This window comes from Nocardia sp. NPDC050712 (assembly GCF_040654295.1).
Lineage (GTDB): Bacteria > Actinomycetota > Actinomycetes > Mycobacteriales > Mycobacteriaceae > Nocardia.
The window spans coordinates 372,149-385,316 of the sequence record NZ_JBFAHT010000006.1 but is presented as its reverse complement, the minus strand read 5'-3'; the positions used below and the strand labels follow the sequence as shown (position 1 = coordinate 385,316).

Below are 13,168 nucleotides of genomic sequence, written 5' to 3'. Positions count from 1 at the left end.
CACCAGCTCCTCACGCACAGTGACACGGTGCCCGGACCTGGTGGCGGGATAGGCAGGGCGGCACGAACTTTCGAACAGACGTGAAGTCGACTCTGACACAACCGGCGAGTGAAGACAACATGAACGCCCGGGGTGAAAGCCTCGAAGGGCGCCGCGGTCGGCTCGGTGGTAGCTTCGAGGCCGTGCCGACCGTGTTACCGCTGGCGCGTACCAACGCCGAGGCTCGCCTGTTCCTGCAACTGCAACCGTGTTCGGGCTGCGGCAAGAGCAAATGTGTCTTCCGCAGCGCCGTCGTGACAGTCGGCGACGACCTGGGTAGCCGCTACACCGGGGTTTGTCCGCAGTGCGGTGTCGAGCGTATCTACGAGTTCCGTATTCCAGCAGAAGTACTGCAACCCCAGGTGAATTCGGTGCAGTTCGGCGCCGACGATCCGTCGCAACTGCTCGATCCCGGTGTGTGGTTGTGGTATTCGGATATATGCGCGCAGAAAGTACCTGAAAGCCCCGCCGGGCTTGGCGAGGCGGAGCGGAGAGCTTGCCGGCACGCGCTGGCCACCGCGCTGGCCGCGGTCGAGGAAACGTTGAAGTTCATCCCGGTATCCGCCACGGCCGTACCGGCTTCGGCATTCATCTCGCTCGATGGCCGCACGGCTTACCGGCGCGAGCCCGGCCGATTCAGCAGGGCGCGGCTGGAAGCGGTGCGCGGGCATTACGCCGAGCAGCTCACCGCCTGGTAGTTACCAGCCTTCTTTTCCGAGCACGCCGCTGCCCCGCTGCTGTTCAACCCAGGCGTCGTGGTCCTCGACCCCTTCGAAACCCGGTGCCGTACCGTCGGTTACCGTGCGTTCAGGAGCATTGGGCGGCGCTGTGGACACCGTCGGGCGCGGCACATTGGTTTGGAAGTCGGGCATTCCGTCGATCAGGTCCGACAGCTTCGGCATCCGGGCACGCTTCTCCACGACCGGCGCCAGCACTTCGGCCGACAGCCGGGCGACCTCGGCCGCGGCCTCCTGCGCGGCGGCGGTGACCGCCTTAGCGACCTCGTCGTAGTCGAGTTCGCTGATGTCGCCGGCGAATTTGGTTTCGATCACCACGCCGTCGGCGTTGACGGTGACCTTCACGCGCTTGCCACGGGCGTACCCGCTGGCTGTCAACTGGGCTCGCTTCTCGGCGGCGACGCCGATCGCCTTCATCTGGTCGGCGAACTCCGCGAGGATCTTTTCGGCGCCCTGACGGGCCAAATCACGGGGCATCAGGCGTTTTTGAAGTCGTGCTCGTTGGCGTCTTCGAAATCCTTGACGTAGGCAGCGGATTCGTCGAGACCCGCGCCGAGATCGTTGAACGACGTCGCCATCTGGCCGAGGTTCGTGGCCATGTTCACGCTGCCCTTGTCGAAGCCCTTTTCCCCCTCGGCGAACTTTTCGCCGGTCTCGTCATCGCCCCAGGCGGACTGTCCGGGCGAGATCGCCGAGTCGGCCCGAGCGGCGAGAGTCTTCAGCCTGCCGCCGAAATCGGAGACATCACCAGCCAGGGCGTACAGCTGAGTCGAGGTCACGGTAACTTTGGCCATGGCTAACCTCCAAGTGCGAAACGCGGTGGTTCGTCGTCGATCACGATCTATCGACTGTGCCACAGCTGGAAACTGAGCGCCAGTGGTACCGGCGGCGCATCTCCGAATGCGCACGCACGGTCCACTACCCGATGGTCAGGAGGCTCAGCGGCCGCGACGCCGCCCACGCCAGGACCGCGCGGCGGTGCCGACGCCGGCGAGATGCAGGGCGATGAGCAGGAACCCGAGGGTGACGAGCGTGCCCGTGGTGATCGTGTCACCCAGCGACTCGTCGATCAGATCGAGCAGTAGTGCGAGACCGAAAGAAACGGCGGCGGCGATGGCCAGCATTGGAACCTCCATATAGTGCTTAGAGGTGCATATACCCGCCGTTTTCAGGTGTAATCGCTAGGTCGTGCCGATCTTGCGAAAGAACAGCACATGATCGTGATCGATGAGCGGCATGGTCTTGCGGACCTGGCGAATACCGCGATCCGGCAGATAAGTGAGGTTGGCGAAGCTGAGGCTGTTGCCGAACGCGGAGCGGAGTTTGGTCTCGGTGGCGCCGCTGGCGCCGTAGGCGGCGAGCACGCTGAAATCCAAGGGCGCCAGGGGTTCCTCCAGCGAGGAGGGTCCGGCCGGGCGGCCCAGCGCGGCGTATTGGATGGCGCGGCCGTGCTCGTACCGGCACAGTTCGTAGGCGATGTCCGAGGTGGCAGTCACGCTGACGACCGGCCACTTCTCGGAAAGGCGCAGTGCCAGTGGATGTTTCCCGACCGGCGCGAGCTCCCAGTTCATCGTCATCACGTTGACCCAGCCGCCGTAGGACAACTCGATCAGCACCACGTCGTCGCCGAGCGTGCTCGCCGCGTTGAACTCGGGTTCGCCGATCACCCAGTCCTTGTCGTCGGCGTTGAGATAGGTGGAGCTGTCGACGCGTTCGATGTCGTCGGCCGCGTAGGCCTCGATGATCGCCGTCCGCAACTGCACGAGGGCGTCGCGATCGGGGCAGCGCACGCCCAGGGCGCCGAAGGTGGGCCCGATCTCGACCGGCGCCGACGGCGGATCCGGATCCTCACCCGGCGTCATCGGACGCAAACCGACCAGCGCGAGCCGCCAGTTGATCTCCTCGACGGTGGACAGATCGCCGGTGGCGGTCCGCAGGATCTGCTGCTGGGTCAGCTTGCCCGCGGCTTCCAGCGTGCGGCATTCCAGCTCGAGCAGTGCGTTGTAGGACTTCGGCGTGAGCTCCAGATCGCGAATGCCACACGCGCGCAACCGAATTGCCATACCGGTCGGCGTGAAAGCGGCGTACCGCTCCCGGTACATCGACAGCGCCTGCTTGCGCGAGCGGCCCACCATGAGGGTGCGCAGCAGCGTGCTCAGACTCTGGAGGTAGCGCCCCGCCAGTTCGGGGTTCGCGACGGCGAGTTCACTGCGAATGCGGGCGGCGTCCTCGGTGGCGGCGACCGCCGCCTCCTGGTCCAGCCGGCCCAGCCAGACACCGCATTTACCGAGCATGTCCGCACACATGCCGGCCACCACCGGATCGGCTTCGGCGGCGGTGCGAATCACCTGGCAGGCATTGCGAATCGTGCTCGTGGCCAGTTCGCGGCGCGCGGTCGCGCGCGTGACCTGCTCGAAGACCCGCAACGCCTCCTGCACCTCACCGGCGGAGCGCGAGGAGACATTGCCCGAGGCGAACCAGTGCAGCCGCAGACCGACCGCTTCCTGCGCGGGAGCGAGGGCTTCGATGGTGCGGTCGCGGCGTGCGTTGCTGTCGGTTCTGGTGGCCAGCATCGCCTTGGCGAGCTCGACGAGCGAAGCGGCCAGCGCCAGCTCGGTTTCCAGCGTCCGCTGCCGTGCCGCGCTGCGATCGGCAGCCACCTGTCGTTCCAGCGTGCCCAGGTCGATCGTGCTCAGCGCGGTCATTAATTCAGCTCCATGGTGAAACTCGGCAGCATCGGCCGAGTCTGTCACACATCGGGCCCCCACGCCCAGGACATCGCTGCGGTGATCGGGTCCTCCGGGCGATCTGTACCGGCGATCCCCGCACGCCTCAGCAATTCTCGAGTTAATATCACTCGCGCTTGGCCTCGACTTCCCACCGATACCCGTAGCCGCGGATGGTAGTAATCAGCCGCGGGCGGCCGAGCTTGGCGCGCAGCGCGGCCATGTGCACGTCGAGCGCGCGGGACACCGCGGCGAAGGCGTCACCCCAGACCTGATCCATGAGTTGCTGGCGGCTCACCGCAGCGCCCGGGCGCTCCACTAGCACGCGGACCAGTTCGAACTCCTTGTTGGTCAGCACGATCGGGACACCCCCGACCTGGACCCGGCGCGAGGTCAGATCGACCCGGACATCGCCGGTGACGATGACGGTTTCGACCGGCACCGTAGGTCTTCGGGTGCGACGGGTGATCGATTCGATCCGGGCGACGAGTTCGCCCACCCGCGGTGGTTTGGTCAGGTAGTCGTCGGCCCCGGCGCGCAGGCCGCGGATGACAGCCCGCTCACCGGCGCGCGCGGTGAGGATCAGCACGGGAACCACCGACACTTCCCGGAGTTTGCGCAGGACATCGAGGCCATCCATGTCGGGCAGGCCGAGGTCGAGGATGACCGCGTCGAAACGTTGGTGGTGCAGGAGCAGATCGGACCCCCGCCGGAAGTGGTCGGCCTGGTAGTCCTTCATTCGTAGTGCGGTGACCAGAGCGTCACCGAATCCCTCGTCATCCTCGACTACCGCAAGTCTCACCAGGTGATCCTTGCAAATCGTGGGTTGCGCCCGCAGCGGTTCTCCGCCACCCCAACGGATTTCACGATTCCAGCAACAACGTGACCGGGCCGTCGTTGGTCGATTCGACGTGCATGTGCGCGCCGAACCGGCCGGTGGCGGTGATGGCGCCCAGCTCCCGCAGGCTGCGGGTGAAGGCGTCGACCAGCGGCTCGGCCGCCGCACCCGGCGCGGCCGCGTTCCAGGACGGGCGGCGCCCCTTGGCGGTATCGGCGTACAGGGTGAACTGGCTGACCACCAGGATCGGGGCGTCGAGATCAGCGGCGGACCGTTCACCGTCCAGGATGCGCAGACGCCACAGCTTGTCCGCCAACGTTGTCGCGGTTGCCTCGGTGTCGGTGTGGGTGACCCCGACCAGGGCGAGTAGACCCTGTGGGTTCGGCCGGATCTCCCCGACCACCGCGTCGTCCACCGTCACCCGGGCGGACGTGACGCGCTGCACCAGTACTCGCATGGTCACGATCTTGTCATCCAGGCGCTCCGCCGCACAGCCGTGCCCGCAGGACCAAGGTCCGGATCGGGAAGTCGAATTCGCCGGCGGCCGTCTCCGGCCTGCCCCGCAGGTAGTCGGTTACCGCGTCGAGCACCTCCGCACGTTGTCGCGCGGACACGACCAGCGTGTGCGAATACGTGCCGATCGTCGCGGTCAGGCTCTCGGCCGAGCGGCGATGGGTGTGGGCGAAGCTCGCGGTCTCGAAGCCGGTGAACAGCGGATGCCGCTCGAGCTTCTCGAGGATCTGCACACCCGGCAGAACCGCCGCTTTCCGCGCGGCCTGCTGCAATCCCGCGACCCACTCGACCGTGGTGTCGTCCTCGTTCCATAAGGCAGCGAGTACACCGCCTGGGCGCAACACCCGTGCGATCTCGGGGTAGGCGCGGGCTTGGTCGAACCAGTGGAACGCTTGACCGGCGACCACCGCGTCAACCGAGCCGTCCTCCAGTGGAATGGACTCCGCCGTACCGGCATACGAGAGGACATCCGGATGGCGTCGCGCCAGCTCGGCGCGCATCTCCGCATCGGGCTCCACTGCGATCACTTCGGCGCCGACCGCGAGCAGGCCCGCGGTGAGCTTCCCGGTGCCCGCGCCGAGGTCCAGCACGGTGGGCTCCGGGATGTTCTCGAGCGCCCACCGGATACCCGCCTCGGGGTAGTCCGGACGGTGCGCGGCGTAGGCGGCGGCGTGTGCGCCGAATGAGCTGGCCCGTTGTGCTCGTAGTGCTCGAATGTCGGGCGCTGGATCTGCAGGGGTCCCCATGGTGACCACGGTATCGCCGGTGATGTCTTGACACACTGCAGGTTTCATCCACGTGTCGTAGACTTGCGATCCGAATCCGGCATAGAGTCTGGCTGACGACTGTCAGTTGTAGTGAGGGAGCGGCGACGTGGGTGGCGATTGGCTGGCTTTGTCGAAATCGGCCAAACTGAAGGTTGATCCGCGAGCGGCGCTGGATGCGGCGAAGTCATGCAACGACATGATTCAAGAGCTCGAGGGCTATCAGAAGATCTTCGGACCTGCGAGCCTCGCAGGCGGCACCAGTAGTGGGCTGACACGTGCGCCCTTCGGAAATCTGGACTCCGGAGAGCGGCTCGCAAACGCATTCAATAAGAAATCGACCGAGATCTATGATCAAATCGAAAAGCACATCAAGAATTTGAGCGGTTTTATCGATTTGTTCAAGGATGCGGGCGATCGATTCGAAAAGACCGAGGACTACTCGGAAGCAGATCTCACGAAAATCAAGGGTGAGATCGGGAGTGTCGACCCGACTCCCGCTGCTCGGGATGTGGGGTACAAGCCAGGTGACCCACACAGAGGTGGGAAGGGCGAAAAAGACGATAGTGAGAAGCTGAAAAAGCTGCCCGACGGTCTGTCGAAAGGTTCGTTCGGTGCGACTGCTGTCGGCGATCCGACGATTTCCATTCCCACCGAGTCTCCAGGAGGGATGAGTGCGGAAGCGCTGGTTAAGCTTCAGGAAGACATCAAGCCGGATCCGATCGGGGAGGGGGCAAAAGCCTGGGGGAAGATGGCGGCGCGGATAGAGACCGGGATCTACAACCTCAATAATGAACTGTCGGAGATCACTGCCGAGAGGTGGAAAGGTTACGCTGCCGAATCGGCCCGTAAAACCGTCTCCGAGTACGCCCAGTCGATGACGGTCATGCGTGGCGAGATGGACATGATGCGGCTGAACCATGAATACACGGTGGAGTGGCTCGAAGAGACAAAGACCGCGATGCCGAGCCGGGATGAACAGAACTATACGTGCAAGACCTGCAGAGAGAATGAACTTCCTAATTGGCAGGGACATTTCAAGGATATCTACGTAGCGGGCTTGAAGAACACAGAGAAGTCTTTCCCCAAGGTTGCCGATCCGCCCACTGTGCCAGCGCCCACCGGGCCGCCTACGGGATCGCCTACCGGGCCGCCTACCGGGCCGCCTACCGGGTCGCCTACCGGGCCTCCTGCGGCAGCGCCGCCGAGCACCCACCCGAGTCAGCCGAGTGGTGGCCCGGGCCCTGGCCCGAGTCCGAAGACCACCCCGCCGCCCACCGCGACCCAGCCGCCGTCCCAGCCGCCGTCCGGGCACACGCCGTCTCCATCGTCGCCGTCCCCGTCGGCGACGCCTACTCCCACGCGGCCCCCCTCGGGACAGCCCTCGCAGCCCTCGCAGCCCTCGCATCCGAGCCCTGGCCCCGGCCAGCCTCCGAGCCCGGGCACGACGCCCGGTCCCGGTCAGTCGCAGAGCCCCGGCCAAGGCGGCGGCCAAGACCTGCTCGGGCAGCTGATGGGTGCCATCACCCAGGCGGTTCCCGCTCTGGCGCAAACACTTCCGCAGCTCGTGCAGGCGCTGGAGAAGCTCAACCCGGCCGGCCTCTTCGGCCAGCCGGACTTCAGGGCGCTCGGTGGCTTGTTCGACAACTACCCGGATGTGAAGGAAGCACTGGCCAAGAACCCGGAACTCCGGGCGCTGATCGAAAGGAATCCCGCACTCAAGCCGTTCGGCGACGCCATCGGTATCGGCGGTGAGTCCGGCGCCAGGGCGGCCGGTGAGGATGGCCGGCCGGCGTGGGCGAACGCGGACGGCAAGGCCGGGCAGTCGTTGTTCCCGCGCGCGTCGATTCCCGGCGCGCCCGTGGTGCCGGGCCTCGCGCAATTCCAAACGTCCCCGGGGATTTTCGATCCGGGTACGACGTCCGGAGCCGGCGTCGCCTCGGCGGAAGAATCCGGTTCGAACGGTTCCGGCTGGAACATCCCGGGCGTGACCGCGGGGCCCGCCGAGTCCGAACCGCTGATACGGCAGACGGAAGACAGCGAAGATGCTCCGGCGGAGGCATCCGCCGACGAAGACCTCCAGCATATGGGTCCGGAGGCCCAGGCGTGACGCAGACGTGGAAGTTCACCGACCTGGAATTCGATGTCCTGTGCGACAGGTTGGCGAAGCATCACATTCCGACGCCGCTGACGTATTTGGTTCGCCATCAATGGATGCACGAATACGAACTCGACGCCATCCAGACCTGGGAGCGAGTGTCCAACACCATCGATCCCGCGTTGCGAGAATTCTTTCGAATTCTTGTGCGGCCAGAGATTTCCGTGCTTCTAAGGGGCTGGTACGACGGGAACGACGAGGATCCGAAGAAGTGGATCAGAGCGCGTGCTGTCCGTTCCGGCATGCATGGCTTTATCGTTTCCCAGATCCCCGGTGAAACCCGCGGCCACAGTGGTGGTTACATAGTTACCGAGTGCGGTCCCCGTGGCCTGGCCCAGGCAGTGGTCGATCTGTTACCTCCGAACGTCGAAGGCGGCCGCCACCGGAGCATTCCGATCGTGGTAAAGCAGATCGAGGGCAGCGAGCATCACGGCTACACCGGATCGTGGGTCAGTGAAGAGACCGATAGCGACGTCACTTCGCGCAGTAGCGAGTTCTTCGCGAGCCCGGCCGACAGAACCGGTGTGATAGCCATCTATCAGGGGCATTCCAAGTTCGGGCCGCGCGGTCTTATGGAGAAGTTCCTGTATTGGCGGGATCTGCCGGACGACGGCCGTTACGTCATCGAACTGCCCTCCTCGTCACCGGTTGCGGTCGGCATGGGTAAGAAGGCGGTACTGTCGAAGCTCGACGACATGATCGAGGCCATGCTCGAACGCGCCGAAACCCATTGGGAGTAGTAGGGAGTCCGGCGATTCTCCCCGGGTGATCCGGCCCTTGCCGTTGCTGCACAGGCAACGGCAAGGGCCATTTTTTTGTGGTCACCGCGTCCACACCGCTCGTTCACTCTCGGGCCACTGTCACGTTCCCCACGCCTGCGATCGTCGACAAGCACGATCGATCTGAGTTGCGGGCAGCCCCGCAGAAGCGCTGGAGGACAACGGGTATGGCCGGCAGGCTCGAGGTTTACGTGGACCGCCTGGAGAAGGCGGGGGGCAAGACCGATGACGTGCGGGACCGGCTCAACACCGTGCTGTCCACCCTGAAGTCCTCGATCGCCGGCCGCGGCACCCCGTGGGGCGTGCCCGGAGACACCATCGGTGATCAGTTCGCCAACGGCGAGAACGGCTATCTGGCTTCGCGTGATGGCTTGGCCGAGAGCACCACGGCGATCGCGGGCACCTTCGGCAAGTTCTCCGAGGGGCAGCTCAAGGGCGCGAAAGATTTGCGAGCCATGGACGACGGGAACGCGGACCAGTACCGATAGACGCGAACTCGCCTGCAGCTCATGGCAAACGAAATAGTGAAAGAGCAGATGGTGGCGGTGCTGGAGGGGGTCCAGCAGCAGTTCCGCACCATCGCCCGTATTCAGCAGAGCCGGGCCGCGCTCACCGCGAGCGCTACGGCGCGCAAGCGGGTGACGGTCACCGTCAACGCCAGCGGCACCATCATCGAGACCAAGTTCGGCTCGGGCATAGAGGATTTGAGCTACTCCGAGATCGCGCGGGCGATCACCGAGGCCGCGCAGCAGGCGCACGCCGAGGTCGGGCGCAAGACCGAGGAGTTGATGGCGCCGCTGCAGCAGCAGCGGGCGCGGCTGCCCAAGCTCAGTGATCTGGTCGAGGGCATGCCCGATCTGAGTCCGCCGGAGCTGCCGCCGGTTTCGCTCGCGCCGCCGGGGTCACCGGAGCGGGCCGCCGCCGATTCGGCGATGACGTTCAGTGCTGTCGATACCCCACTCGTCGAGGCCGACGGCCGCGGAGTCACCGACTCGAGTTGGTGACTCCGATGGTAGTGGCGCATGGCTGAGTTGCCCGGCTGGCTGAGCTGGCTGGAATGGGTAGCCGGGTCGGAATGGCCCTCGGGGGACCCGGAGGGGATGTGGGGTCTCCGCGACGACTGGACCACCGCCGCACAGGGACTGCGGGACATCCTCGACGACGTCGACGACGCCAAGCGACTGTCGCTGGACGCCTACCTGTCCGGCGATGGCATCGAGGAGATGACCAAGGCCTTCGACAGCCTGCGCACCGGCCCGCAGTCGGTGGAGAAGCTCGCCGAGCATTTCGACAAGATCGCGGCCTCGGCCGACGGCGTCGGTACCGAAATCGAGTACGGCCAGGCGATGATGATCACCTCGCTGGCGCTGCTCGCTGCGGAAATCGCTCTGGCCTGGATATTTCCGCCGACAGCTCCCGCGGTGGAAGCCGTCGCGATAGCCGGTACCCGGGTGGCGATCCGCGTCATCGGGCAGAACCTGATGAACCGCGTCATCTCGCTGCTCGCGAGGTTCTTGGGCCGCAAGCTGGCCACCTTCCTGGTCCGGCACGTCGCGATCGACACGTTGATCGGCACGGTCCAGGAAGTGGGCATCCAGGGCTGGCAGGTATCCAAAGGCAGTCGCAAGGACGTCGATTGGGGGCAGGTCGGCGTCACGGCGTTCACCTCCGCGATCGGCGCGGGCGTGGCCAGCCCCTTCGGCGACAAATTCGGCCGCTGGCTCGGCGACAAGGTGCCGACCGGGACGCCGAACTGGGTGGTGGGCGGAACCACCGGCGCCGCGGCGGGTGTGGTCGGCGCCGGTGCGGGTTTCGCTGGTAGCCTCGCGCTTCCTTTCTTGCAGACCGCGCTGACCGGCGATTTCGATTGGGACAAGGCCTGGCAGGAAGCCGGGCAGACGCTCAGCAGTTTCGACCCGCGCATGCTCACCGCCGGCGCGAGCAACGGTGCGATGTCCGGTGCGAACCGGACGTTCTCGGACGCGTTCTGGGAACGCCGCGGGTTCGGGCCCGCGCCGGTGCCCCCGGATCCGCGAATCGGATTCCGCCCGCCGGAACTTCCGCCTGGTCTGGGTAATTTGACGCCGGGCGGGCTGGATCCCGCGAGCTTGCAGCCGGGTGCAACTCAGCCGGGTGCTACTCAGCCGGGTGCTACTCAGCCGTGTGCTACTCAGCCGGGCGCTGCGCAACCCGGTGCCACTCAGCCCGGTGGGCAAACACCCGGTACGAATCCCGCTGCGGGTCAAACACCTCCGGGTACCACCGACGGCACGCAGAACGGCGCGAACGCACCCCAGAACACGGGGGAGAATCCACAAAACAGCGGAGCGTCCCCGCAGACCAACACTCCGGGCGGAAACCAGCCGAGTACGTCGGATCCAACTGGAACCCACGGAGATCCGAGCGCGTCGCAGACCAACGGAAGCTCCACGCCACAGGCCGGCGACGCGAGCACGCCTGCGGACGCTCCGCAGGCGGGGGACCCGAACCAGCCGCAGGCCGGGAGCCCGAATCAGCAGGGCGGGGACGCGAGCACGCCGCAGGCCGGGGACGCGGCCAACCCGCAGCACACCGGGAACGGCCCCGCCCAGCACGCCGGTCCGAGCGACCATTCGCCAACGCAAAACGGGTCCGACAGCGGAGCTTCTCAGCGCCCCGGCGCGGACACAACCGCCGCGCCGGGGCAGCAGGCAGGCACACCGCTCAACGCTGGCGTCGATGCCGGATCGCGCCCGGATACCCCTGGCGCCACCGATGTTTCGCCGTCGAGCCGGATCGATGGCACCCCGGTCGGGGCGGATCCGGTCAGCGCCCAGTCGCCGAATACAAATGCGACCAACCCCGGTCCTGCGATGGCCGGCCCGGGTCCCGCCGTAACCAATGCGGGGCCCGCGACCAACGCCGCCCCGAACGCCGCCGGCCCGGCGAACCAGCACGCCACACCACAAACGGGCAGTTCCGAGCCCACCCGTGGCGACACGTCGTCCCGCCCGCAGACTTCAGACCTGAAATCCGCCGACCCGCGCGCCGCGTCTCCGGACAGTCGTACCGCCACTCCGGATAGTCGCGCGGGAACGTCGGACACCCGAACCTCGGAAACCCGCGCGAGCAGCCCTGATTCCCGCTCCACCCCCGTCCGCGACGGAACATCCCCACACCGTCCGGAAATCCGCGCCGGAGTCACGGACACGTCGACCCGACCCACCAACCCCGAACCCGGCGTACAGACGCAACGCGGCGGCTCCGAGGCTCCGCGCACCGATCCCACCCGCGCCGGCAACGCCGCGCAAGTCCGCCCGGAAGCGACCACACACCGCCCGGATGCTCCCCACCGCGATCAGGTCAACCCTGCGGGCCGCCCCGAATCGCATTCGGCCGCGACGTCACGGAATTCGCCCGATGCCAGCACTCCGGTTCGGAACGGCGAAGGGGCGGCACCGCCTTCGAATAGTGATTCGACCGCTCCGCAGCGCAATCCGGGCGACATTCCGACTCGTACTGGTGAAGGGCTGCTTCCACGTGCGGATGGTGATTCGACTACGCCGCAGCGCAATCCGGGCGACACCTCGCCCCCCGCACGTGACACCACCGATTCCAGCCAGCGTCATGACGCTTCGCCCAGCACACCCACTCGTGACGGAGCGGATTCTTCCGCGCCACAGCGCGATAGCGCGACGGCACCGCGGCACGAACCTGTACCCGCGCCGCGTGCCCGCGATATCGAACCCACTTCGCCGTGGCGGCCCGATACTCCCGATCGTCACAACGCCCCTGCGCAGCGGGACAATTCCGCTGGACGCCCGGACGCGGGGCCCCTGCTGGTTCCGCACCCGGCCGACGCGGCTCCGCCCCGATCCGATCGCGCGGATACTCAGGCCGATCGATCACCAAACCGCGACGGCGAAACTGACAGCACACCAGGTGATTCCAGCACTCCATTCCGACCGGAAGACGCCGCGAACCGTGGCGAATGCGGCCGCTTGGCGCTGACCGAAATCCAGGAGGGCACCGGCAGCACGCACATCCGCCCACCGACTGAACCGGTGGGCGCGGCGGGCATGTCCCGGGCCGAACTGGAGGCAGCGGCCGGTGCGCCGCTTCAGCGGATACCGGAGGCAGATCCGGACCAGTCACCACATCAGCCGATCGCCGACGAACTGCTCAAGTTGGGGGAGGGGGCCCGTGCTCTGGTGGTCGACGCCTATACGGGCCCCGTCGATCAGCACGGCGTCGGCGCGCACGCCTACGTACTCACCGTGCGCGCGCACCCGGAAACGGGCGAACTCTACGTGGAAGTCTCGGATCCGGCGGCGGGCAGGCGCGAGACCTTCCCGCCGACCACGCCCCGCGACCTCAGCAGCGTGCACGCGATTCTCTATGACGCCCAAGGCAATCCGGTGCGTTCGCCCGAGTTCGGCGACGGCACCAGCCTGCGGCCGGGCGCGGACGGCTCGAGTCGCGATCGCGTCGCGGACCAGGTGGACCGGGATCGCGTCGCGGACTCGCTCGACCGCGATCGTGTCGCCGACCCGGCGGATCGCCGAAATCCCGCGGACGCCCCGGAGACCATCCCGCGTATCGGCACCTCGCTGGACCCGATACCGGACGCGGTCC

At 66.5% G+C, this 13,168-nt stretch carries 13 protein-coding genes (1 of these 13 only partly in view); 6 read left to right on the top strand and 7 right to left on the bottom strand.

Going from position 1 to position 13,168, the window contains the following annotated elements:
* The first annotated feature begins 80 nt into the window (after window positions 1–80).
* Window positions 81–737, top strand: coding sequence for a hypothetical protein (locus AB0H76_RS37185; RefSeq protein ID WP_357332063.1), 657 nt, complete (start codon window positions 81–83; stop codon window positions 735–737).
* On the opposite strand, the gene AB0H76_RS37180 is transcribed toward AB0H76_RS37185, so the two are convergent.
* From AB0H76_RS37180 to AB0H76_RS37150, 7 genes are all read right to left on the bottom strand, one after another.
* Window positions 738–1,241: a YbaB/EbfC family nucleoid-associated protein gene (locus AB0H76_RS37180; protein WP_357332061.1), complete on the bottom strand. Its 504-nt coding sequence runs from the start codon at window positions 1,239–1,241 to the stop codon at window positions 738–740.
* A gap of 11 nt (window positions 1,242–1,252) precedes the next feature.
* Entirely contained in the window at window positions 1,253–1,570 is a 318-nt protein-coding gene (locus AB0H76_RS37175; protein WP_357332059.1) for a hypothetical protein, read from the bottom strand.
* 144 nt (window positions 1,571–1,714) lie between these two features.
* The gene (locus AB0H76_RS37170) at window positions 1,715–1,900 is read right to left on the bottom strand and encodes a hypothetical protein (protein WP_357332057.1); all 186 of its coding nucleotides are present in this window, start codon (window positions 1,898–1,900) and stop codon (window positions 1,715–1,717) included.
* A 57-nt stretch (window positions 1,901–1,957) separates the two neighbouring features.
* Entirely contained in the window at window positions 1,958–3,481 is a 1,524-nt protein-coding gene (locus tag AB0H76_RS37165) for a hypothetical protein (RefSeq protein WP_357332055.1), read from the bottom strand.
* Between the two features lie 148 nt (window positions 3,482–3,629).
* Window positions 3,630–4,304, bottom strand: a complete 675-nt coding sequence (locus AB0H76_RS37160; RefSeq protein WP_357332053.1) for a response regulator transcription factor — start codon at window positions 4,302–4,304, stop codon at window positions 3,630–3,632.
* Between the two features lie 61 nt (window positions 4,305–4,365).
* Window positions 4,366–4,797, bottom strand: a complete 432-nt coding sequence (gene dtd, locus AB0H76_RS37155) for a D-aminoacyl-tRNA deacylase (RefSeq protein ID WP_357332230.1) — start codon at window positions 4,795–4,797, stop codon at window positions 4,366–4,368.
* A 13-nt stretch (window positions 4,798–4,810) separates the two neighbouring features.
* Window positions 4,811–5,599, bottom strand: coding sequence for a class I SAM-dependent methyltransferase (locus tag AB0H76_RS37150; protein WP_357332051.1), 789 nt, complete (start codon window positions 5,597–5,599; stop codon window positions 4,811–4,813).
* A gap of 127 nt (window positions 5,600–5,726) precedes the next feature.
* On the opposite strand from AB0H76_RS37150, the gene AB0H76_RS37145 reads away from it, so the two are divergent.
* The 5 genes from AB0H76_RS37145 to AB0H76_RS37125 form a co-directional block, all read left to right on the top strand.
* Window positions 5,727–7,727 carry a hypothetical protein gene (locus tag AB0H76_RS37145; RefSeq protein ID WP_357332049.1) on the top strand — a complete coding sequence of 667 codons (2,001 nt, stop codon included), beginning with the start codon at window positions 5,727–5,729 and terminating at the stop codon, window positions 7,725–7,727.
* Window positions 7,724–8,515 (top strand): ESX secretion-associated protein EspG, encoded by a 792-nt coding sequence (locus AB0H76_RS37140; protein ID WP_357332047.1) that lies wholly within the window; start codon window positions 7,724–7,726, stop codon window positions 8,513–8,515. Before AB0H76_RS37145 ends, AB0H76_RS37140 begins: the two co-directional genes overlap by 4 nt.
* 206 nt (window positions 8,516–8,721) lie before the next feature.
* Window positions 8,722–9,042, top strand: coding sequence for a hypothetical protein (locus tag AB0H76_RS37135; RefSeq protein ID WP_357332045.1), 321 nt, complete (start codon window positions 8,722–8,724; stop codon window positions 9,040–9,042).
* A gap of 21 nt (window positions 9,043–9,063) precedes the next feature.
* Window positions 9,064–9,558: a YbaB/EbfC family nucleoid-associated protein gene (locus AB0H76_RS37130; protein ID WP_357332043.1), complete on the top strand. Its 495-nt coding sequence runs from the start codon at window positions 9,064–9,066 to the stop codon at window positions 9,556–9,558.
* 18 nt (window positions 9,559–9,576) lie between these two features.
* Window positions 9,577–13,168, top strand: the beginning of a protein-coding gene (locus AB0H76_RS37125; protein ID WP_357332041.1) for a hypothetical protein. 24,005 nt of this gene lie beyond the right edge of the window; 3,592 of the gene's 27,597 nt are visible here — the first part of the coding sequence; its start codon is at window positions 9,577–9,579; the stop codon falls past the right edge of the window.

Coding starts and splice junctions, on each gene's coding strand:
- AB0H76_RS37175 (WP_357332059.1), bottom strand. CDS start 1,570: ATGGCCAAAGTTACCGTGACCTCGACTCAGCTGTACGCCCTGGCTGGT.
- AB0H76_RS37170 (WP_357332057.1), bottom strand. CDS start 1,900: ATGCTGGCCATCGCCGCCGCCGTTTCTTTCGGTCTCGCACTACTGCTC.
- AB0H76_RS37165 (WP_357332055.1), bottom strand. CDS start 3,481: ATGACCGCGCTGAGCACGATCGACCTGGGCACGCTGGAACGACAGGTG.
- dtd (WP_357332230.1), bottom strand. CDS start 4,797: ATGCGAGTACTGGTGCAGCGCGTCACGTCCGCCCGGGTGACGGTGGAC.
- AB0H76_RS37150 (WP_357332051.1), bottom strand. CDS start 5,599: ATGGGGACCCCTGCAGATCCAGCGCCCGACATTCGAGCACTACGAGCA.
- AB0H76_RS37135 (WP_357332045.1), top strand. CDS start 8,722: ATGGCCGGCAGGCTCGAGGTTTACGTGGACCGCCTGGAGAAGGCGGGG.
- AB0H76_RS37130 (WP_357332043.1), top strand. CDS start 9,064: ATGGCAAACGAAATAGTGAAAGAGCAGATGGTGGCGGTGCTGGAGGGG.